The 22,063-nt window shown below is 57.9% G+C and carries 12 protein-coding genes, 4 tRNA genes and 6 rRNA genes; 18 read left to right on the top strand and 4 right to left on the bottom strand.

All coding sequences use genetic code 11. The annotated features are described in order from the left end of the window. Positions 1 to 57 precede the first annotated feature (57 nt). Complete coding sequence (locus SBP02_RS18150; protein WP_318643798.1) at positions 58 to 1,020, bottom strand: NAD(P)H-dependent flavin oxidoreductase; 963 nt, start codon at positions 1,018 to 1,020, stop codon at positions 58 to 60. A 28-nt stretch (positions 1,021 to 1,048) separates the two neighbouring features. Then, positions 1,049 to 1,477 (bottom strand): protoporphyrinogen oxidase HemJ, encoded by a 429-nt coding sequence (gene hemJ, locus SBP02_RS18145; protein ID WP_318643797.1) that lies wholly within the window; start codon positions 1,475 to 1,477, stop codon positions 1,049 to 1,051. A 135-nt stretch (positions 1,478 to 1,612) separates the two neighbouring features. Between hemJ and argC the strand changes: the two genes are divergently transcribed. The 4 genes from argC (at position 1,613) to erpA (ending at position 4,226) form a co-directional block, all read left to right on the top strand. Then, a complete protein-coding gene (gene argC, locus SBP02_RS18140; RefSeq protein WP_318643796.1) occupies positions 1,613 to 2,647 on the top strand; it encodes an N-acetyl-gamma-glutamyl-phosphate reductase in 1,035 nt (344 codons plus the stop codon). Then, the gene (locus SBP02_RS18135; RefSeq protein ID WP_318643795.1) at positions 2,647 to 3,378 is read left to right on the top strand and encodes a DUF6776 family protein; all 732 of its coding nucleotides are present in this window, start codon (positions 2,647 to 2,649) and stop codon (positions 3,376 to 3,378) included. Before argC ends, SBP02_RS18135 begins: the two co-directional genes overlap by 1 nt. Before the next feature lie 9 nt (positions 3,379 to 3,387). After that, entirely contained in the window at positions 3,388 to 3,798 is a 411-nt protein-coding gene (locus SBP02_RS18130) for a bactofilin family protein (RefSeq protein WP_318643794.1), read from the top strand. A gap of 77 nt (positions 3,799 to 3,875) precedes the next feature. Next, positions 3,876 to 4,226, top strand: a complete 351-nt coding sequence (erpA, locus tag SBP02_RS18125; RefSeq protein ID WP_318643793.1) for an iron-sulfur cluster insertion protein ErpA — start codon at positions 3,876 to 3,878, stop codon at positions 4,224 to 4,226. Between the two features lie 73 nt (positions 4,227 to 4,299). Here erpA and SBP02_RS18120 read toward each other — a convergent pair whose 3' ends face one another. Then, on the bottom strand, positions 4,300 to 5,391 hold the full coding sequence (locus tag SBP02_RS18120) for an anhydro-N-acetylmuramic acid kinase (RefSeq protein WP_318643792.1): 1,092 nt from the start codon (positions 5,389 to 5,391) through the stop codon (positions 4,300 to 4,302). 4 nt (positions 5,392 to 5,395) lie between these two features. Next, positions 5,396 to 6,817 carry a peptidoglycan DD-metalloendopeptidase family protein gene (locus tag SBP02_RS18115; RefSeq protein WP_318643791.1) on the bottom strand — a complete coding sequence of 474 codons (1,422 nt, stop codon included), beginning with the start codon at positions 6,815 to 6,817 and terminating at the stop codon, positions 5,396 to 5,398. A 208-nt stretch (positions 6,818 to 7,025) separates the two neighbouring features. On the opposite strand from SBP02_RS18115, the gene tyrS reads away from it, so the two are divergent. From tyrS to SBP02_RS18045, 14 genes are all read left to right on the top strand, one after another. Beyond that, the gene (gene tyrS, locus SBP02_RS18110; protein WP_318643790.1) at positions 7,026 to 8,225 is read left to right on the top strand and encodes a tyrosine--tRNA ligase; all 1,200 of its coding nucleotides are present in this window, start codon (positions 7,026 to 7,028) and stop codon (positions 8,223 to 8,225) included. 565 nt (positions 8,226 to 8,790) lie between these two features. Further along, positions 8,791 to 10,327, top strand: a 16S ribosomal RNA gene (locus SBP02_RS18105). Between the two features lie 65 nt (positions 10,328 to 10,392). Then, a tRNA-Ile gene (locus SBP02_RS18100) sits at positions 10,393 to 10,469 on the top strand. A gap of 30 nt (positions 10,470 to 10,499) precedes the next feature. Further along, positions 10,500 to 10,575 (top strand) — tRNA-Ala (locus tag SBP02_RS18095). Between the two features lie 244 nt (positions 10,576 to 10,819). Continuing rightward, a 23S ribosomal RNA gene (locus tag SBP02_RS18090) occupies positions 10,820 to 13,709 on the top strand. A gap of 140 nt (positions 13,710 to 13,849) precedes the next feature. Next, positions 13,850 to 13,965, top strand: a 5S ribosomal RNA gene (gene rrf, locus SBP02_RS18085). Positions 13,966 to 14,356: 391 nt separating this feature from the next. Beyond that, positions 14,357 to 15,893: ribosomal RNA gene (locus SBP02_RS18080) — 16S ribosomal RNA — on the top strand. A gap of 65 nt (positions 15,894 to 15,958) precedes the next feature. After that, positions 15,959 to 16,035 (top strand) — tRNA-Ile (locus tag SBP02_RS18075). 30 nt (positions 16,036 to 16,065) lie between these two features. Further along, positions 16,066 to 16,141: transfer RNA gene (locus tag SBP02_RS18070), tRNA-Ala, on the top strand. A 244-nt stretch (positions 16,142 to 16,385) separates the two neighbouring features. Continuing rightward, positions 16,386 to 19,275 (top strand): 23S ribosomal RNA (locus tag SBP02_RS18065). Positions 19,276 to 19,415: 140 nt separating this feature from the next. Continuing rightward, positions 19,416 to 19,531: ribosomal RNA gene (rrf, locus tag SBP02_RS18060) — 5S ribosomal RNA — on the top strand. Together the 16S, 23S and 5S rRNA genes with 4 tRNA genes alongside form the textbook arrangement of a ribosomal RNA operon. Positions 19,532 to 19,664: 133 nt before the next feature. Continuing rightward, the gene (gene birA / locus SBP02_RS18055) at positions 19,665 to 20,630 is read left to right on the top strand and encodes a bifunctional biotin--[acetyl-CoA-carboxylase] ligase/biotin operon repressor BirA (protein ID WP_318643789.1); all 966 of its coding nucleotides are present in this window, start codon (positions 19,665 to 19,667) and stop codon (positions 20,628 to 20,630) included. Next, positions 20,620 to 21,366: a pantothenate kinase gene (locus SBP02_RS18050; protein ID WP_318643788.1), complete on the top strand. Its 747-nt coding sequence runs from the start codon at positions 20,620 to 20,622 to the stop codon at positions 21,364 to 21,366. The genes birA and SBP02_RS18050 overlap by 11 nt, the downstream gene beginning before the upstream one ends. Before the next feature lie 8 nt (positions 21,367 to 21,374). Then, a complete protein-coding gene (locus tag SBP02_RS18045) occupies positions 21,375 to 22,061 on the top strand; it encodes an SPOR domain-containing protein (protein WP_318643787.1) in 687 nt (228 codons plus the stop codon). The last annotated feature ends 2 nt before the right edge of the window (positions 22,062 to 22,063 follow it).

The raw sequence follows: 22,063 nt of genomic DNA, 5'->3' as shown, positions 1-22,063 counted from the left end.
AGCCGCTGCCTGGCGCCTTGTAGCAGAGGACTGGGCGAGCAGACGGCCGGCGCCGCCTCAACCGGGGCGGCGCGGTTGCAGCTGCTGCGCCTGGCGATGGGCCACACGGTACTCATGGTCCAGGCGCGTGACCAGTGCCTCGACTGTCGGCAGGTCGGCGATAGCGCCGACCCCCTGGCCGGCCGACCACACGGTCTTCCAGGCCCTGGCTTCGTCGTCGACCGGCTTGAGCTTCTCGCCGTAGTCGATCTCGCCCCGGTTGCGCAGCCGCGCCATATCGTAGCCGGCCCGCTCCAGGCTCTGGCGCATGAAACTGGCCGGTACCCCCGACACCGCCGGGGTATGGATGATGTCGGCGGCCTGGGCATCGAGGATCATCTGCTTGTAGTCCGCGCTGGCGCCGTTCTCGTGGGTGGCGATAAAGCGCGTGCCGAGGTAGGCCAGGTCGGCGCCGAGCAGCTGGGCCGCGAGAATCTCGTGGCCATGGTTGAGGCAGCCGGCGAGCAGCAGGGTCTTGTCGAAGAACTGGCGAATCTCGGCGATCAGGGCGAATGGGCTCCAGGTGCCGGCATGCCCACCGGCGCCCGCGGCCACCGCGATCAGGCCATCGACCCCCGCGGCGGCGGCCTTCTCCGCATGGCGCCGAGTGGTCACGTCGTGAAACACCAGGCCGCCGTAACTGTGTACCGCGTCGACCACCTCCTTCACCGCGCCGAGGCTGGTGATGACGATGGGGACCCGCTGCTCGACGCAGATCGCCAGATCGGCCTGCAGGCGCGGGTTGCTGCCGTGCACGATCAAGTTGACCGCATAGGGGGCGGCGGTTTCGTCCAGGCCGCCGGCGATCTCTTCCAGCCAGCCCCGCAAGCCGCTGCTCTCGCGCTGGTTCAGCGCCGGAAAGCTGCCGACTATGCCGCTGCGGCAGCAGGCCAGCACCAGGGCAGGGTTGGACACCAGGAACATGGGCGCGGCGACCACCGGCAGGCGCAGGCGCTGTTCGAGCAGGGCGGGCAAGGGCATGGCGACACCTTAGGGCTGAGGGGTGGAGTCAGAACGGACGGACCACCACCAGCACGACGATGGCGACCAGCAACAGCACTGGCGCCTCGTTGAACCAGCGGTAGAACACATGGCTGCGGCGGTTCTCGCCACGGGCGAAGCGCTTGAGCTGGGCGCCGCAGACATGGTGGTAGCCGATCAGCAGGACCACCAAGGCGAGCTTGGCGTGGATCCAGCCCTGGGCGAAATAGGCGCCGGCGTTGAGGCTCAGCAGCCAGATGCCGAACACCAGGGTGGCGACCATCGACGGCAGCATGATGCCGCGGTACAGCTTGCGCTCCATCACGCAGAAACGTTCGCGGCTGGCGTCGTCCTCGCTCATGGCGTGGTAGACGAACAGACGTGGCAGGTAGAACAGCCCGGCGAACCAGCAGACCATGGCGATGATGTGCAGGGCCTTGAGCCACAGATAGAGCATGCTTATAGCCTCGAGAAATAAACAGCCCAGATAGTAGAGGTCGTCGTCGCTTGAGTCACCCGCGGCGGTTGGCCCCTGGCCGATGCGGCTTTATCATCGGCAGCTTTCCAATGGCTTTTTCGCAAGGGGCAAGTGATGGTCAAGGTCGGTATCGTCGGCGGCACGGGGTACACCGGGGTCGAGCTGTTACGTCTGCTGGCGCAGCACCCGCAGGCACGCGTCGAGGTCATCACGTCGCGCTCCGAGGCCGGCGTGCGGGTCGATGAGATGTACCCGAATCTGCGCGGCCACTACCCGCATCTGGCCTTCAGCGTGCCGGACGTGAAGACTCTGGGCGCCTGCGACGTGGTGTTCTTCGCCACGCCCCATGGCGTGGCCCATGCCCTGGCCGGCGAGCTGCTGGCGGCCGGAACCAAGGTCATCGATCTGTCCGCCGACTTCCGTCTGCAGGATGCCGTGGAGTGGGCCAAGTGGTACGGCCAGCCCCATGGCGCGCCGGACCTGTTGCCCGAGGCGGTGTACGGCCTGCCGGAGGTCAATCGCGAGGCGATCAAGCAGGCGCGGCTGATCGCCGTGCCGGGCTGCTACCCGACTGCCGCCCAGCTCGGCCTGATTCCGCTGCTGGAGTCCGGCCTGGCCGATGCCTCGACGCTGATCGCCGACTGCAAGTCCGGGGTCAGTGGCGCCGGCCGGGGCGCCAGCGTCGGCTCGCTGTTCAGCGAGGCCGGCGAGAGCATGAAGGCCTACGGGGTCAAGGGTCACCGCCATCTGCCGGAGATCCGCCAGGGCCTGCGCCGCGCGGCTGGCGGCGAGGTGGGGCTGACCTTCGTGCCGCACCTGACGCCGATGATCCGCGGCATCCACGCGACTCTGTACGCCACCGTGGTGGATCGCTCGGTCGACCTGCAGGCGCTGTACGAGCAGCGTTACGCCAACGAACCCTTCGTCGACGTGATGCCGGCCGGCAGCCATCCTGAAACCCGCAGCGTGCGCGGCGCCAACGTCTGCCGTATCGCCGTGCATCGGCCGCAGGACGGCGACCTGGTGGTGGTGCTGTCGGTGATCGACAACCTGGTCAAGGGCGCCTCCGGCCAGGCCCTGCAGAACATGAACATCCTCTTCGACCTGGACGAGCGCCTCGGTCTGGCGCACGCGGCCCTGTTGCCCTGATGGCCGGTTGGGAGGTCCGCCCGAGCGCCCCCCGTCGCGCCGGGTGGGTGCGCCTGACCCTGTTGCTGCTGATCCTAGCGGTGCCTGCCGCCTTCTATGGCGGTGCTTGGTGGCAGGCCCGCAGCACTCAGGCCTTCATGGCCGAGCACAAGGCACTGCAGGCCCGTCTGGGCGAGCAGGCGCGTGAAATCGATCAGCTCCGACAGAGCCTGGCGCTGGCCAGTAGCGGGGAGAAGGTCGCCCAGCAGGCCAACGAGCAGAACCGCCTGACCATCAAGCTGCTCGAGGAGCAGATATTCAAGCAGCAGCAGGACCTGGCCTTCTACAAGGGGGTGCTGGCGCCGGCCAGCCGTCGCGAAGGGCTGCGCATTCGCGCCTTTGAGTTGCAGGCCACGGACAGGCCGCGACATTTCCGCTACAAACTGCTGCTCAGCCGGGTGGGCAAGGATGACAAGCCGTTGCAGGGCCAGTTACGGGTGACCGTGGAGGGGCGGCAGGGCGGCAAGGATGTCAGTCTGGAATTGGCGGCCCTGACCCAGGGCCTGCCCGACCCGTTGAGCGAGCAGGTGATTGCCTTCACCTTCAAGCACTTCCAGGCGATTCCCGAGGCGGGACGCTTCGCCGAGCTGAAGTTACCTGAGGGCTTCGAGCCGCGTCAGGTCAGGGTGCGCGCCGAAGTCAAAGGCGAGAAGCCCTTGGAGCGTACATTCAAATGGATCGAAGAAGAGTAAGAATCCCCGATGTGGAGTAAAGACAAGAGCAAGACCGACCTGCAGCGTTTCAGTGGCAAGACCAGCCTGATTGCCACGGGGGCCGAGCTCTGCGGCGACCTGCGCTTTCAGGGGGCGGTGCAGATAGACGGGCGGATGAACGGCAATGTGCAGACCGGCGACGGCATGGTGCGGGTCAGTGTCGAGGGGCAGGTTGAAGGTGAGATCCGCGCCCCCCATATAGTGATAGACGGCGAGGTAATCGGCGACGTGCACGCCAGCGAGCATCTGGAGCTCGGTGCCCGAGCACGGGTGCGCGGCAACCTCTATTACGGCCTGATGGAGATGGCCATGGGTGCGCAGATCGAAGGGCGCCTGTGTCACCTCAAGGACGGGCAGCGACCGTTGGAGCTGCCGGAGAGCCTGGACCTCGCACAATAGTTGACCGCTTTTCTGGGGTAAGCGGATAATGCAGGGCCTCAACGCAGTAGGGCGCTTGGCGCCGGGAGAAAGTCAGCATGAGCGTCGAAACCTTCACCCCCACAGCTTTGCTGTTCACCGAAGGCGCAGCGAGCAAGGTGAAGAGCCTGGTCGATGAAGAGGGCAACCCGCGCCTCAAGTTGCGTGTATTCGTCACGGGGGGCGGCTGTTCCGGCTTCCAGTACGGTTTCACCTTCGACGAGGACGTGGCCGAAGACGACACCATCGTCGAGCGCGAAGGCGTGAGCCTGGTGGTCGACCCGATGAGCTTCCAGTATCTCGCCGGTGCCGAGGTGGACTATCAGGAAGGTCTGGAGGGTTCGCGTTTCGTGATCAAGAACCCCAATGCCACCACCACCTGCGGTTGCGGCTCGTCCTTCTCGATCTGATCGGGTTGCGCTGCTGTACTCGAAGCGCCGTGCCTTGTGCACGGCGTTGTCGTTTCTGGGCTTTGCCGGCGCCTCAGGCGGGATAGATGGCGCCGAGCACCCGCAGCCCGCGGGCGCCGGTGACGCTCGGGCGGTTGGCCGGGATGCCTTCCAGGCAGCAGTGGGCCAGCCAGGCGAAGGCCATGGCCTCGACCCAATCGGCGGGCACGCCATGGGCCTCGGTGCTGCTGACCAGGCTGCCGGGCAACAGCTCGGCCAGGCGCGCCATCAGGGTGCGGTTGTGAGCGCCGCCGCCGCACACCAGTAGTGCATCGGTGTGCTGCTGGGCCGTGGTCAGTGCACCGATTATGCTCGCGGCGGTCAGCTCCAGTAGCGTGGCCTGCACATCCTCCGCGGCGTAGTGCGGCAGTCGGCTCAGTCGCTCGTCGAGCCAGGTCAGGTTGAACAGCTCGCGACCGGTGCTCTTCGGTCCCCGGGCCTGGAAAAACGGATCGCTCAACAAGGCTTGCAGCAGTTCCGTCTGTACCTTCCCGCTTGCCGCCCAGGCCCCGTCCCGGTCGTAGCCGACGCCCCGGTGGCGCTGGATCCAGGCGTCCATCAGCACATTGCCGGGGCCGCAGTCGAAACCGCGCACAGGCTGTCCAGGCTCCAGCAGGCTGAGGTTGCTGAATCCGCCGAGGTTCAGTACGGCGCGGCGGTGGCCCGGAGCGCCGAACAGGGCCTCATGGAAGGCCGGCACCAGCGGCGCGCCCTGCCCACCAGCCGCCACGTCGCGGCGGCGGAAGTCGCCGACCACGCAGATGCCGGTCAGCTCGGCGAGCAGGGCGGGGTTGCCGAGTTGGATGCTGAAGCCGCGCGCCGGTTCGTGGCGTACCGTCTGGCCGTGGCTGCCGATGGCGCGGATCGACTCGGGACTGAGGTCGTGTTGGTGCAGGAGGGTGGCGATGCCCTGGGCGGCGAGCTCGACCCAGCGCTGTTCGGCTATCGCCGCGCGCGCCAGCTCGTCGGGGCCGGGGGCGCACAATGCCAGGAGCTCGGCGCGCAGCGCCTCCGGCATGGGCAGGAAATGGGTGGCGAGCAGTCGGGTGCTGTCGGTCTGCTCGATCAGGGCGATGTCCATACCGTCCAGGCTGGTGCCGGACATCACCCCGAGATAGTGCGGCATCGCTTCAGCGCTTGTTGAGGGCGAGCAGGGTGGAGCGTTCCTGATCCATTCGCGCCATCAGTGGCTTGCTCAGCTGCAGGAAACGCTGCTTTTCGTTGCGGGCGATGGGGTCGGCCATCGGCAGTTTCTGGCTCAGCGGGTCGACGTGGGTACCGTTGACCTGGAACTCATAGTGCAGGTGCGGCCCAGTGGACAGGCCGGTGGTGCCGATGTAGCCGATGATCTGCCCCTGCTTGACACTGCCGCCGGTGCGGATGCCCTTGGCGAAGCCTTGCATGTGCGCGTACAGCGTGCGGTAGCGGCTGCCGTGCTGGATCACCACGGTATTGCCGTAGCCGCCCTTGCGTCCGGCCAGGGCGATCTTGCCGTCGCCGGCCGCCTTGATCGGCGTGCCGCGCGGTGCGGCGTAGTCGACCCCCTTGTGGGCGCGGATCTTGTTGAGGATCGGGTGGCGGCGGCCGTTGGAGAAGCGCGAGCTGATGCGGGCGAAATCCACGGGGGTGCGGATGAAGGCCTTGCGCATGCTGGTACCGTCGGCACCGTAATAGCTGGTGTTGCCTTGCTTGTCGGTATAGCGCACCGCGGTGAAGGTCTTGCCGCGGTTGGTGAAGCGCGCCGAGAGAATGTCGCCGCTGCCGACTTTCTTGCCTTCGACCACTTTCTCTTCGTAGAGCAACTCGAACTCGTCGCCTTCGCGAATATCCATGGCGAAGTCGATGTCGTAGCCGAAGATATTGGCCAGGTCCATGGTGAGACCGTGCGACAGGCCGGCGCGTTTGGCGGCCAGGAACAGCGAGCTGTTGATCACGCCGTGGGCATAGGCCGAGCGCACTTGCGGTTTGACCAGCTCGCGCTTGAAGGCGAAGCCCTTGTCGGTCTTGCTCAGGCTGATGCTTTCCAGGTCGCTCAGTTTGCTGTGCAGGCTTTCAAGCTGCCCATCCGCGGTCAATTGGAAATCGAGTTCCTGGCCGACCTTGAGGCGGCTGAAGCGCTTGGCGTCCTTGCTGCTGTTCAGCACGTCGTGTAGGGCATTGGCAGACAGCCCGACCTTGGCGAAGACCGTGGACAGCGTGTCGCCATTGGCGACGCTGATGGTTTTCTGGAGAGGGTTGGTCGGGGAGGCGGTTTCTTCGGCGGCTACGGACTTTTCTTCTTCTGTGGCCGCGACTCCTTCGGCGGCGCTATCGATCTTGGCAAACGGCGAGTCGGCACCATCTGCGCTTCGGTCGCCTGGTCGCAGGTCATCTTTCTGCTGCACCACCAGTTCGGAGCTGCTGTCGAGCTCGAGGTTGAGATAGGTCCGCTTGGCTTCTACTTCCCGCGAGGGGAACACCAGCAGCGCCAGGCTGAGCATCGCGGCGACGCCGCTCGCCGCCAGGATGTGACTTTTGGGGTACAGGGGAGGCGCTGTTCTTGTAGGGGTCATAGGCTGCTTTGGCTTTGAATAGATGAAGAGATGAAAAAAGCAATGAATATGCAGTAACTGTATAAAATATAACCAAATCGTCTGTAAGGCAACCCTGATGCTGCTTGCGCAGGCGCGGCTGGTGGTCGGCGCTGGGCAAAACTTGTCATTTGTCCGCGATCTTGTATGGTTGGTTCCCTTTGGTTTTTGAGTGGTCGTGAGTTCTGTCATGAAGTCGGTCGAAGAGCAGCTGGCGCTGATCAAGCGCGGCGCGGAAGAGGTCCTGGTTGAGTCCGAGCTGGTCGAAAAGCTCAAGCGCGGTCAGCCGCTGCGCATCAAGGCGGGCTTCGACCCGACGGCGCCGGACCTGCATCTCGGGCATACGGTGCTGATCAACAAGCTGCGCCAGTTTCAGGAGCTGGGGCACCAGGTCATCTTCCTGATCGGTGACTTCACCGGGATGATCGGCGATCCGAGCGGCAAGAGCGCGACCCGCCCGCCCCTGACCCGCGAGCAGGTGCTGGATAACGCCGAGACCTATAAGTCGCAGGTGTTCAAGATTCTCGATCCGGCCAAGACCGAGGTGGCGTTCAACTCCACCTGGATGGATCAATTGACGCCGGCCGACTTCATTCGCCTGGCTTCGCAGTACACCGTGGCGCGGATGCTCGAGCGCGACGATTTCAGCAAGCGCTACTCGACCAATCAGCCCATTGCCATCCATGAGTTCCTCTATCCCCTGGTTCAGGGGTATGACTCGGTGGCGCTGCGCGCCGATGTCGAACTGGGCGGTACCGACCAGAAGTTCAACTTGCTGATGGGGCGCGAGTTGCAGCGCGCCTATGGTCAGGCGTCTCAATGTGTCGTCACCATGCCGCTGCTCGAGGGGCTCGATGGCGTCAAGAAGATGTCCAAGTCCCTGGGTAACTATGTGGGCATTCAGGAGGCGCCGGGCGTGATGTACAGCAAGCTGGTGTCCATTCCCGATGTGCTCATGTGGCGTTACTTCGAGCTGCTCAGCTTCCGATCCATGGAGGAGATCGAGCAGTTCAAGCGTGATGTCGAGCAGGGGGCTAATCCACGCGACATCAAGATCAAATTGGCCGAAGAGATCGTCGCGCGCTTCCATGGGGAGGAGGCGGCCGCCAGCGCGCACCGCTCCGCGGGCAATCGCATGAAGGATGGCGAGCTGCCCGAGGATCTGCCGGAGATCGAGCTGGCTGCCGCCGAAGACATGCCGATCGCGGCGCTGCTCAACAAGGCCGGCTTGGTCAAGAATGCCGCGATGGCGCGTGATCTGCTCGGCTCCGGCTCTGTGCGCGTCGATGGCGAGGTAGTCGATCGTTCCTTTGTTTATAAGCTTGGGGCGAGCCATGTTTGTCAGGCGGGGAAGAAGGCTTTCGCGCGCATCACGCTCAAGGCTGAATAGTCTTTTTATAAAAAGCATTGACCTACCGTTTGCGGTGCCTATAATGCGCACCACTTCCGGTGCGGATCTCTCGGAAAACCTCTTGTAAATCAATTGGTTATCTTTAAAAGAGGGGTTGCAAAGCAGCGAAAGCTGCGTAGAATGCGCCGGCCTGACAGGGTGGAGGGTTGATCCTGTCGGGGCTTCGGTCGAGGTGATCGGAGGCGGTTGAAAGAGGTGGTTGACAGTGGTTTCGAACGCTGTAGAATTCGCCTCCCGCTGACGAGGAGCTGAAAGCTGATCGAAGGCGCAAGCGGTTGAGTTTGAAAAGAAATTTTCGAAACTGCTTGACGGAAGATGAGGCTGCTGTAGAATGCGCGCCTCGGTTGAGGCGAAAGACTTAACCAACTGTTCTTTAACAACTGAGTCAAGCAATTCGTGTGGGTGCTTGTGAGGTAAGACTGGTAGTCAACTGATTATCAGCATCACAAAGCAACACTCGTTAATTCGAGAGTTAACTCTTTTAAGTAAGAGATTTGCGATTGCTGAGCCAAGTTTAGGGTTTTCTCAAAACCCAAGCAGTATTGAACTGAAGAGTTTGATCATGGCTCAGATTGAACGCTGGCGGCAGGCCTAACACATGCAAGTCGAGCGGATGAGTGGAGCTTGCTCTATGATTCAGCGGCGGACGGGTGAGTAATGCCTAGGAATCTGCCTGGTAGTGGGGGACAACGTTTCGAAAGGAACGCTAATACCGCATACGTCCTACGGGAGAAAGCAGGGGACCTTCGGGCCTTGCGCTATCAGATGAGCCTAGGTCGGATTAGCTAGTAGGTGAGGTAATGGCTCACCTAGGCGACGATCCGTAACTGGTCTGAGAGGATGATCAGTCACACTGGAACTGAGACACGGTCCAGACTCCTACGGGAGGCAGCAGTGGGGAATATTGGACAATGGGCGAAAGCCTGATCCAGCCATGCCGCGTGTGTGAAGAAGGTCTTCGGATTGTAAAGCACTTTAAGTTGGGAGGAAGGGCAGTAAGTTAATACCTTGCTGTTTTGACGTTACCAACAGAATAAGCACCGGCTAACTCTGTGCCAGCAGCCGCGGTAATACAGAGGGTGCAAGCGTTAATCGGAATTACTGGGCGTAAAGCGCGCGTAGGTGGTTTGTTAAGTTGGATGTGAAAGCCCCGGGCTCAACCTGGGAACTGCATCCAAAACTGGCAAGCTAGAGTACGGTAGAGGGTGGTGGAATTTCCTGTGTAGCGGTGAAATGCGTAGATATAGGAAGGAACACCAGTGGCGAAGGCGACCACCTGGACTGATACTGACACTGAGGTGCGAAAGCGTGGGGAGCAAACAGGATTAGATACCCTGGTAGTCCACGCCGTAAACGATGTCAACTAGCCGTTGGAATCCTTGAGATTTTAGTGGCGCAGCTAACGCATTAAGTTGACCGCCTGGGGAGTACGGCCGCAAGGTTAAAACTCAAATGAATTGACGGGGGCCCGCACAAGCGGTGGAGCATGTGGTTTAATTCGAAGCAACGCGAAGAACCTTACCTGGCCTTGACATCTACAGAACTTTCCAGAGATGGATTGGTGCCTTCGGGAACTGTAAGACAGGTGCTGCATGGCTGTCGTCAGCTCGTGTCGTGAGATGTTGGGTTAAGTCCCGTAACGAGCGCAACCCTTGTCCTTAGTTACCAGCGGGTTATGCCGGGAACTCTAAGGAGACTGCCGGTGACAAACCGGAGGAAGGTGGGGATGACGTCAAGTCATCATGGCCCTTACGGCCAGGGCTACACACGTGCTACAATGGTCGGTACAAAGGGTTGCCAAGCCGCGAGGTGGAGCTAATCCCATAAAACCGATCGTAGTCCGGATCGCAGTCTGCAACTCGACTGCGTGAAGTCGGAATCGCTAGTAATCGTGAATCAGAATGTCACGGTGAATACGTTCCCGGGCCTTGTACACACCGCCCGTCACACCATGGGAGTGGGTTGCACCAGAAGTAGCTAGTCTAACCGCAAGGGGGACGGTTACCACGGTGTGATTCATGACTGGGGTGAAGTCGTAACAAGGTAGCCGTAGGGGAACCTGCGGCTGGATCACCTCCTTAATCGACGACATCAGCTTCCTTATAAGCCCCCACACGAATTGCTTGATTCATTGCGAAAGACGATTGGGTCTGTAGCTCAGTTGGTTAGAGCGCACCCCTGATAAGGGTGAGGTCGGCAGTTCGAATCTGCCCAGACCCACCAATTGTTGTGGGGTTGGCCTTAGGTTTATATGGGGCCATAGCTCAGCTGGGAGAGCGCCTGCCTTGCACGCAGGAGGTCAGCGGTTCGATCCCGCTTGGCTCCACCACCGACAGCCCGTTTAGAGTTCAGAAATGAACGTTCCAGGTGTGACCTGTTGAATGTTGATTTCTGGTCTTTGACCAGTTGCAAATCGTTCTTTAAAAATTTGGGTATGTGATAGAAGTGACTGATTGGCTGCTTTCACTGGCAGTTGATCAATCAAGGTAAAATTTGCGTTGTTCTCAAGTGCAAATTTTCGGCGAATGTCGTCTTCACGTTCGAGGCCGTAACCAGATTGCTTGGGGTTATATGGTCAAGTGAAGAAGCGCATACGGTGGATGCCTTGGCAGTCAGAGGCGATGAAAGACGTGGTAGCCTGCGATAAGCTTCGGGGAGTCGGCAAACAGACTTTGATCCGGAGATCTCTGAATGGGGGAACCCACCCAGCATAAGCTGGGTATCCTGCACTGAATACATAGGTGTAGGAGGCGAACCAGGGGAACTGAAACATCTAAGTACCCTGAGGAATAGAAATCAACCGAGATTCCCTTAGTAGTGGCGAGCGAACGGGGACTAGCCCTTAAGCTTCTTTGATTTTAGCGGAACGCTCTGGAAAGTGCGGCCATAGTGGGTGATAGCCCTGTACGCGAAAGGATCTTAGAAGTGAAATCGAGTAGGACGGAGCACGAGAAACTTTGTCTGAATATGGGGGGACCATCCTCCAAGGCTAAATACTACTGACTGACCGATAGTGAACCAGTACCGTGAGGGAAAGGCGAAAAGAACCCCGGAGAGGGGAGTGAAATAGAACCTGAAACCGTATGCGTACAAGCAGTGGGAGCCTACTTGTTAGGTGACTGCGTACCTTTTGTATAATGGGTCAGCGACTTATATTCAGTGGCGAGCTTAACCGAATAGGGGAGGCGTAGCGAAAGCGAGTCTTAATAGGGCGTTTAGTCGCTGGGTATAGACCCGAAACCGGGCGATCTATCCATGGGCAGGTTGAAGGTTAGGTAACACTGACTGGAGGACCGAACCGACTACCGTTGAAAAGTTAGCGGATGACCTGTGGATCGGAGTGAAAGGCTAATCAAGCTCGGAGATAGCTGGTTCTCCTCGAAAGCTATTTAGGTAGCGCCTCGTGTATCACTGCTGGGGGTAGAGCACTGTTTCGGCTAGGGGGTCATCCCGACTTACCAAACCGATGCAAACTCCGAATACCAGCAAGTGTCAGCACGGGAGACACACGGCGGGTGCTAACGTCCGTCGTGAAAAGGGAAACAACCCAGACCGTCAGCTAAGGTCCCAAAGTTATGGTTAAGTGGGAAACGATGTGGGAAGGCTTAGACAGCTAGGAGGTTGGCTTAGAAGCAGCCACCCTTTAAAGAAAGCGTAATAGCTCACTAGTCGAGTCGGCCTGCGCGGAAGATGTAACGGGGCTCAAACCATACACCGAAGCTACGGGTTCAACGTAAGTTGAGCGGTAGAGGAGCGTTCTGTAAGCCTGTGAAGGTGAGTTGAGAAGCTTGCTGGAGGTATCAGAAGTGCGAATGCTGACATGAGTAACGACAATGCGAGTGAAAAACTCGCACGCCGAAAGACCAAGGTTTCCTGCGCAACGTTAATCGACGCAGGGTGAGTCGGCCCCTAAGGCGAGGCAGAAATGCGTAGTCGATGGGAAACGGGTTAATATTCCCGTACTTCTAGTTACTGCGATGGAGGGACGGAGAAGGCTAGGCCAGCACGGCGTTGGTTGTCCGTGTTTAAGGTGGTAGGCAGAGTGCTTAGGTAAATCCGGGCGCTTAATGCCGAGAGCTGATGACGAGTTGTCTTTTAGACGACGAAGTGGTTGATGCCATGCTTCCAGGAAAAGCTTCTAAGCTTCAGGTAACTAGGAACCGTACCCCAAACCGACACAGGTGGTTAGGTAGAGAATACCAAGGCGCTTGAGAGAACTCGGGTGAAGGAACTAGGCAAAATGGCACCGTAACTTCGGGAGAAGGTGCGCCGGTGAGGGTGAAGCATTTACTGCGTAAGCCCATGCCGGTCGAAGATACCAGGCCGCTGCGACTGTTTATTAAAAACACAGCACTCTGCAAACACGAAAGTGGACGTATAGGGTGTGACGCCTGCCCGGTGCCGGAAGGTTAATTGATGGGGTTAGCTAACGCGAAGCTCTTGATCGAAGCCCCGGTAAACGGCGGCCGTAACTATAACGGTCCTAAGGTAGCGAAATTCCTTGTCGGGTAAGTTCCGACCTGCACGAATGGCGTAACGATGGCGGCGCTGTCTCCACCCGAGACTCAGTGAAATTGAAATCGCTGTGAAGATGCAGTGTATCCGCGGCTAGACGGAAAGACCCCGTGAACCTTTACTATAGCTTTGCACTGGACTTTGAGCTTGCTTGTGTAGGATAGGTGGGAGGCTTTGAAGCGTGGACGCCAGTTCGCGTGGAGCCATCCTTGAAATACCACCCTGGCAACCTTGAGGTTCTAACTCTGGTCCGTTATCCGGATCGAGGACAGTGTATGGTGGGTAGTTTGACTGGGGCGGTCTCCTCCTAAAGAGTAACGGAGGAGTACGAAGGTGCGCTCAGACCGGTCGGAAATCGGTCGTAGAGTATAAAGGCAAAAGCGCGCTTGACTGCGAGACAGACACGTCGAGCAGGTACGAAAGTAGGTCTTAGTGATCCGGTGGTTCTGTATGGAAGGGCCATCGCTCAACGGATAAAAGGTACTCCGGGGATAACAGGCTGATACCGCCCAAGAGTTCATATCGACGGCGGTGTTTGGCACCTCGATGTCGGCTCATCACATCCTGGGGCTGAAGCCGGTCCCAAGGGTATGGCTGTTCGCCATTTAAAGTGGTACGCGAGCTGGGTTTAGAACGTCGTGAGACAGTTCGGTCCCTATCTGCCGTGGACGTTTGAGATTTGAGAGGGGCTGCTCCTAGTACGAGAGGACCGGAGTGGACGAACCTCTGGTGTTCCGGTTGTCACGCCAGTGGCATTGCCGGGTAGCTATGTTCGGAAGAGATAACCGCTGAAAGCATCTAAGCGGGAAACTTGCCTCAAGATGAGATCTCACTGGAGCCTTGAGCTCCCTGAAGGGCCGTCGAAGACTACGACGTTGATAGGTGGGGTGTGTAAGCGCTGTGAGGCGTTGAGCTAACCCATACTAATTGCCCGTGAGGCTTGACCATATAACACCCAAACAATTTGCTGTTTGTGTGCTCGATGGTTGAAGTCGACAACAAACCGAAAATTTGCCAGAACACGCAAAACCAGACATCACATACCCAATATGGGGAGGCGACTCAACATCGACTCTCCAACCGAATTGCTTGACGACCATAGAGCGTTGGAACCACCTGATCCCATCCCGAACTCAGTAGTGAAACGATGCATCGCCGATGGTAGTGTGGGGCTTCCCCATGTGAGAGTAGGTCATCGTCAAGCACCTATCCCAAACCCCCGACCCGCACATGCAGGTCGGGGGTTTGCCTTTTAGTGAAAGCCTTAGATTTTGATCTAAGGTTGAGACTCCAAGTGATGAAAGTCCTGGAGTCGTCCGCAAGCGGTTGAGTTTGAAAAGAAATTTTCGAAACTGCTTGACGGAAGATGAGGCTGCTGTAGAATGCGCGCCTCGGTTGAGACGAAAGACTTAACCAACTGTTCTTTAACAACTGAATCAAGCAATTCGTGTGGGTGCTTGTGAGGTAAGACTGGTAGTCAACTGATTATCAGCATCACAAAGCAACACTCGTTAATTCGAGAGTTAACTCTTTTAAGTAAGAGATTTGCGATTGCTGAGCCAAGTTTAGGGTTTTCTCAAAACCCAAGCAGTATTGAACTGAAGAGTTTGATCATGGCTCAGATTGAACGCTGGCGGCAGGCCTAACACATGCAAGTCGAGCGGATGAGTGGAGCTTGCTCTATGATTCAGCGGCGGACGGGTGAGTAATGCCTAGGAATCTGCCTGGTAGTGGGGGACAACGTTTCGAAAGGAACGCTAATACCGCATACGTCCTACGGGAGAAAGCAGGGGACCTTCGGGCCTTGCGCTATCAGATGAGCCTAGGTCGGATTAGCTAGTAGGTGAGGTAATGGCTCACCTAGGCGACGATCCGTAACTGGTCTGAGAGGATGATCAGTCACACTGGAACTGAGACACGGTCCAGACTCCTACGGGAGGCAGCAGTGGGGAATATTGGACAATGGGCGAAAGCCTGATCCAGCCATGCCGCGTGTGTGAAGAAGGTCTTCGGATTGTAAAGCACTTTAAGTTGGGAGGAAGGGCAGTAAGTTAATACCTTGCTGTTTTGACGTTACCAACAGAATAAGCACCGGCTAACTCTGTGCCAGCAGCCGCGGTAATACAGAGGGTGCAAGCGTTAATCGGAATTACTGGGCGTAAAGCGCGCGTAGGTGGTTTGTTAAGTTGGATGTGAAAGCCCCGGGCTCAACCTGGGAACTGCATCCAAAACTGGCAAGCTAGAGTACGGTAGAGGGTGGTGGAATTTCCTGTGTAGCGGTGAAATGCGTAGATATAGGAAGGAACACCAGTGGCGAAGGCGACCACCTGGACTGATACTGACACTGAGGTGCGAAAGCGTGGGGAGCAAACAGGATTAGATACCCTGGTAGTCCACGCCGTAAACGATGTCAACTAGCCGTTGGAATCCTTGAGATTTTAGTGGCGCAGCTAACGCATTAAGTTGACCGCCTGGGGAGTACGGCCGCAAGGTTAAAACTCAAATGAATTGACGGGGGCCCGCACAAGCGGTGGAGCATGTGGTTTAATTCGAAGCAACGCGAAGAACCTTACCTGGCCTTGACATCTACAGAACTTTCCAGAGATGGATTGGTGCCTTCGGGAACTGTAAGACAGGTGCTGCATGGCTGTCGTCAGCTCGTGTCGTGAGATGTTGGGTTAAGTCCCGTAACGAGCGCAACCCTTGTCCTTAGTTACCAGCGGGTTATGCCGGGAACTCTAAGGAGACTGCCGGTGACAAACCGGAGGAAGGTGGGGATGACGTCAAGTCATCATGGCCCTTACGGCCAGGGCTACACACGTGCTACAATGGTCGGTACAAAGGGTTGCCAAGCCGCGAGGTGGAGCTAATCCCATAAAACCGATCGTAGTCCGGATCGCAGTCTGCAACTCGACTGCGTGAAGTCGGAATCGCTAGTAATCGTGAATCAGAATGTCACGGTGAATACGTTCCCGGGCCTTGTACACACCGCCCGTCACACCATGGGAGTGGGTTGCACCAGAAGTAGCTAGTCTAACCGCAAGGGGGACGGTTACCACGGTGTGATTCATGACTGGGGTGAAGTCGTAACAAGGTAGCCGTAGGGGAACCTGCGGCTGGATCACCTCCTTAATCGACGACATCAGCTTCCTTATAAGCCCCCACACGAATTGCTTGATTCATTGCGAAAGACGATTGGGTCTGTAGCTCAGTTGGTTAGAGCGCACCCCTGATAAGGGTGAGGTCGGCAGTTCGAATCTGCCCAGACCCACCAATTGTTGTGGGGTTGGCCTTAGATTTATATGGGGCCATAGCTCAGCTGGGAGAGCGCCTGCCTTGCACGCAGGAGGTCAGCGGTTCGATCCCGCTTGGCTCCACCACCGACAGCCCGTTTAGAGTTCAGAAATGAACGTTCCAGGTGTGACCTGTTGAATGTTGATTTCTGGTCTTTGACCAGTTGCAAATCGTTCTTTAAAAATTTGGGTATGTGATAGAAGTGACTGATTGGCTGCTTTCACTGGCAGTTGATCAATCAAGGTAAAATTTGCGTTGTTCTCAAGTGCAAATTTTCGGCGAATGTCGTCTTCACGTTCGAGGCCGTAACCAGATTGCTTGGGGTTATATGGTCAAGTGAAGAAGCGCATACGGTGGATGCCTTGGCAGTCAGAGGCGATGAAAGACGTGGTAGCCTGCGATAAGCTTCGGGGAGTCGGCAAACAGACTTTGATCCGGAGATCTCTGAATGGGGGAACCCACCCAGCATAAGCTGGGTATCCTGCACTGAATACATAGGTGTAGGAGGCGAACCAGGGGAACTGAAACATCTAAGTACCCTGAGGAATAGAAATCAACCGAGATTCCCTTAGTAGTGGCGAGCGAACGGGGACTAGCCCTTAAGCTTCTTTGATTTTAGCGGAACGCTCTGGAAAGTGCGGCCATAGTGGGTGATAGCCCTGTACGCGAAAGGATCTTAGAAGTGAAATCGAGTAGGACGGAGCACGAGAAACTTTGTCTGAATATGGGGGGACCATCCTCCAAGGCTAAATACTACTGACTGACCGATAGTGAACCAGTACCGTGAGGGAAAGGCGAAAAGAACCCCGGAGAGGGGAGTGAAATAGAACCTGAAACCGTATGCGTACAAGCAGTGGGAGCCTACTTGTTAGGTGACTGCGTACCTTTTGTATAATGGGTCAGCGACTTATATTCAGTGGCGAGCTTAACCGAATAGGGGAGGCGTAGCGAAAGCGAGTCTTAATAGGGCGTTTAGTCGCTGGGTATAGACCCGAAACCGGGCGATCTATCCATGGGCAGGTTGAAGGTTAGGTAACACTGACTGGAGGACCGAACCGACTACCGTTGAAAAGTTAGCGGATGACCTGTGGATCGGAGTGAAAGGCTAATCAAGCTCGGAGATAGCTGGTTCTCCTCGAAAGCTATTTAGGTAGCGCCTCGTGTATCACTGCTGGGGGTAGAGCACTGTTTCGGCTAGGGGGTCATCCCGACTTACCAAACCGATGCAAACTCCGAATACCAGCAAGTGTCAGCACGGGAGACACACGGCGGGTGCTAACGTCCGTCGTGAAAAGGGAAACAACCCAGACCGTCAGCTAAGGTCCCAAAGTTATGGTTAAGTGGGAAACGATGTGGGAAGGCTTAGACAGCTAGGAGGTTGGCTTAGAAGCAGCCACCCTTTAAAGAAAGCGTAATAGCTCACTAGTCGAGTCGGCCTGCGCGGAAGATGTAACGGGGCTCAAACCATACACCGAAGCTACGGGTTCAACGTAAGTTGAGCGGTAGAGGAGCGTTCTGTAAGCCTGTGAAGGTGAGTTGAGAAGCTTGCTGGAGGTATCAGAAGTGCGAATGCTGACATGAGTAACGACAATGCGAGTGAAAAACTCGCACGCCGAAAGACCAAGGTTTCCTGCGCAACGTTAATCGACGCAGGGTGAGTCGGCCCCTAAGGCGAGGCAGAAATGCGTAGTCGATGGGAAACGGGTTAATATTCCCGTACTTCTAGTTACTGCGATGGAGGGACGGAGAAGGCTAGGCCAGCACGGCGTTGGTTGTCCGTGTTTAAGGTGGTAGGCAGAGTGCTTAGGTAAATCCGGGCGCTTAATGCCGAGAGCTGATGACGAGTTGTCTTTTAGACGACGAAGTGGTTGATGCCATGCTTCCAGGAAAAGCTTCTAAGCTTCAGGTAACTAGGAACCGTACCCCAAACCGACACAGGTGGTTAGGTAGAGAATACCAAGGCGCTTGAGAGAACTCGGGTGAAGGAACTAGGCAAAATGGCACCGTAACTTCGGGAGAAGGTGCGCCGGTGAGGGTGAAGCATTTACTGCGTAAGCCCATGCCGGTCGAAGATACCAGGCCGCTGCGACTGTTTATTAAAAACACAGCACTCTGCAAACACGAAAGTGGACGTATAGGGTGTGACGCCTGCCCGGTGCCGGAAGGTTAATTGATGGGGTTAGCTAACGCGAAGCTCTTGATCGAAGCCCCGGTAAACGGCGGCCGTAACTATAACGGTCCTAAGGTAGCGAAATTCCTTGTCGGGTAAGTTCCGACCTGCACGAATGGCGTAACGATGGCGGCGCTGTCTCCACCCGAGACTCAGTGAAATTGAAATCGCTGTGAAGATGCAGTGTATCCGCGGCTAGACGGAAAGACCCCGTGAACCTTTACTATAGCTTTGCACTGGACTTTGAGCTTGCTTGTGTAGGATAGGTGGGAGGCTTTGAAGCGTGGACGCCAGTTCGCGTGGAGCCATCCTTGAAATACCACCCTGGCAACCTTGAGGTTCTAACTCTGGTCCGTTATCCGGATCGAGGACAGTGTATGGTGGGTAGTTTGACTGGGGCGGTCTCCTCCTAAAGAGTAACGGAGGAGTACGAAGGTGCGCTCAGACCGGTCGGAAATCGGTCGTAGAGTATAAAGGCAAAAGCGCGCTTGACTGCGAGACAGACACGTCGAGCAGGTACGAAAGTAGGTCTTAGTGATCCGGTGGTTCTGTATGGAAGGGCCATCGCTCAACGGATAAAAGGTACTCCGGGGATAACAGGCTGATACCGCCCAAGAGTTCATATCGACGGCGGTGTTTGGCACCTCGATGTCGGCTCATCACATCCTGGGGCTGAAGCCGGTCCCAAGGGTATGGCTGTTCGCCATTTAAAGTGGTACGCGAGCTGGGTTTAGAACGTCGTGAGACAGTTCGGTCCCTATCTGCCGTGGACGTTTGAGATTTGAGAGGGGCTGCTCCTAGTACGAGAGGACCGGAGTGGACGAACCTCTGGTGTTCCGGTTGTCACGCCAGTGGCATTGCCGGGTAGCTATGTTCGGAAGAGATAACCGCTGAAAGCATCTAAGCGGGAAACTTGCCTCAAGATGAGATCTCACTGGAGCCTTGAGCTCCCTGAAGGGCCGTCGAAGACTACGACGTTGATAGGTGGGGTGTGTAAGCGCTGTGAGGCGTTGAGCTAACCCATACTAATTGCCCGTGAGGCTTGACCATATAACACCCAAACAATTTGCTGTTTGTGTGCTCGATGGTTGAAGTCGACAACAAACCGAAAATTTGCCAGAACACGCAAAACCAGACATCACATACCCAATATGGGGAGGCGACTCAACATCGACTCTCCAACCGAATTGCTTGACGACCATAGAGCGTTGGAACCACCTGATCCCATCCCGAACTCAGTAGTGAAACGATGCATCGCCGATGGTAGTGTGGGGCTTCCCCATGTGAGAGTAGGTCATCGTCAAGCACCTATCCCAAACCCCCGACCCGCGCACGCAGGTCGGGGGTTTGCCTTTGTGCGGCGGAAATAGCCAGTTGGCTTTGTAGGCAATGGCTTGGCGCATCGTTATCATGCGTGCCTTACTGCGCGGGGAGGCGGCATGCTGCCATTGTTAAGGCTTCTTCAAGATGGGCGCTTCCATTCGGGCGAGGCGCTCGGAGCTGCGCTCGGGGTCAGTCGTGCTGCGGTGTGGAAGCAGTTGCGCGCTCTTGAGGCCGAGCTCGGTCTGCCTATCCATAAGGTTCGGGGGCGCGGCTATCGTCTGGAAAGCCCGCTGCGACTTCTGGATGAAAGCATCTTGGCGGCGAGTGGCGCGCGACCGCACTGGCCTGTAATGGTGTTGCATTCGGTCGATTCGACCAACTCCGAGGCCTTGCGGCGACTCGAGCGTCAGCTGCCGGCGCCTTTTGTCGTGTTGGCCGAGCAGCAGACTTCGGGTCGTGGGCGACGAGGGCGTACCTGGGTGAGCCCGTTTGCAGAGAACCTCTATTACAGTCTGGTGCTGCGGGTCGAGGGGGGCGTGCGGCAATTGGAAGGGCTCAGTCTGGTGGTGGGGTTGGCCCTGCTTCACGCTATCCGGGCTATGGGTGTGGTGGGGGCGGGTCTAAAGTGGCCTAACGACCTACTGGTGAATGGCCGCAAGCTTGCCGGAATCCTCCTGGAGCTGTCCGGTGACCCGGCGGATGTTTGCCATGTGGTTATAGGCATTGGCATCAACGTCAATATGCTACCGGGCGCCCTTCAGGTCATCGATCAGCCGTGGACTTCTATGCGCGCAGAGCTCGGGCACGGGGTCGATCGCAACGAGTTGGTTTCGCTGCTCAATGAGCAGCTGTCTATCTACCTTGAGCGGCATCGGAAGGAAGGTTTTTCAAGGTTGCTCGAAGAGTGGCAGAGCAATCATCTCTGGCAGGGGCGTGCAGCCATACTCACTGCCGGGGCGCAGCAGATAGAAGGCGTGGTTCAGGGCGTGGATTCGACCGGAGCGCTGCGTTTGTTGGTGGATGGAGTGGAGCGGCTCTTCAGTGGTGGTGAGCTCAGTTTGAGGTTGCGCAATGATTCTTGAGCTCGATTGTGGGAATAGCTTTATCAAGTGGCGTGTGATTCCTCGGGAGGGAGTGGGCGCTCTCTGTGGTGGGGTGGTGGGGGCTGATGTCGAGCTCTTGCAGGTCGTTCGCAGCAAGGTGTCGAGTCTGGACGCCTGTCGTTTGGTTAGTGTGCGTACCGATGAGGAGACGCTGCAACTGGTTGCCCCCCTGGAGTCAGCCTTTGCCATGGCGTGCAGCTGGGCGCGCCCGGCTGCGGAGCTCGCTGGGGTGCGCAATGGTTATGAGCAGCCCGACCGGCTGGGGCTGGATCGCTGGTTGGCTTTGGTCGGGGCCTATCACCAGGCGAAGGGGGCCTGTCTGGTCCTCGATTTGGGAACCGCGGTGACTGCCGACTTCGTCGGGGGCGACGGTCAGCACCTGGGGGGGTTCATCTGTCCGGGTGTGCCTCTCATGCGCAATCAGTTGCGAACCCATACGCGGCGGATTCGTTATGACGATGCCGCGGCGGAACGGGCTCTCCACGGGCTTGGCCCGGGACGTTCGACCGCGGAGGCGGTCGAGCGTGGCTGCTCGCTGATGCTGCAGGGCTTCGTGCAGACTCAGTTGGCGCTTGCGCGCGAGTATTGGGGGGGAGCGTTCCGGGTCTTCCTCACGGGCGGGGATGCGGGGTTGGTGGCGGACCTGGTGCCTGATGCCAAGGTCGCACCCGACCTAGTGTTTACCGGCCTGGCAATCGCCTGTCCGCTAGATTGAGGTTGCGCATGCGCTGGATGTTTCTGTTGTTGCTGGTCCTGAACCTGTTCTATTACGTGTGGCATCAGCAGCAGGTGCCCATGCGGGCTAAAGAGGTGGCCCCCCTGGCGCTGGCGCGAGGCGGCGAGGGCGATATTCGCCTGCTGAGCGAGTCCGAGGTGTCGGTGCTGCGAAAGCCGCCAGTCGCCGAGGTCAAGGCCGGGGAGGCGGTCTGTCTGTTTCTGGGTAGCTTCGAGCAGAGGACGGCGGCTGCAGTACTGGAGCAGCGCCTGCTCAGCCTGGATATTCGCTCCGGCATCCAGGCCGTCGATGCCGCGGCTGGGGTCGACTATTGGGTGTATTTGCCGCCCCTGGCGTCGCGGCAAGCCTCATTGCGGCAGCTGAAAGAACTGCAAGCGCGGAAGATAGACAGCTACATCATCGCCGAAGGTGAGTTGGCGAATGGCATCTCTCTAGGGATATTTCCACGGATCGACTCGGCGGAGAGCGTGCTCCAGCGGTTGAGGGGGGCTGGATACGAGCCCTTGCTCAAGGAGCTGTCGCGTGCTCACCGTAGTTATTGGGTGCGCATCGCCCCGGAGAGCAGGCGCCTGGCGGAGGAATCCTTGCTGGAGCGTTTGGCTTTTGATTTCAAAGGCTTAAAACATCAATTAATGCCGTGCGAAGGCGTTGCAAGGTCGAGAAAGATTGACTAGAA

Origin of the sequence: Pseudomonas benzenivorans, from assembly GCF_033547155.1 — a bacterium.
GTDB lineage: Bacteria > Pseudomonadota > Gammaproteobacteria > Pseudomonadales > Pseudomonadaceae > Aquipseudomonas > Aquipseudomonas benzenivorans_B.
Note: the sequence above shows the minus strand (reverse complement) of the source record. Positions and strands in the feature narration are given on the sequence as shown.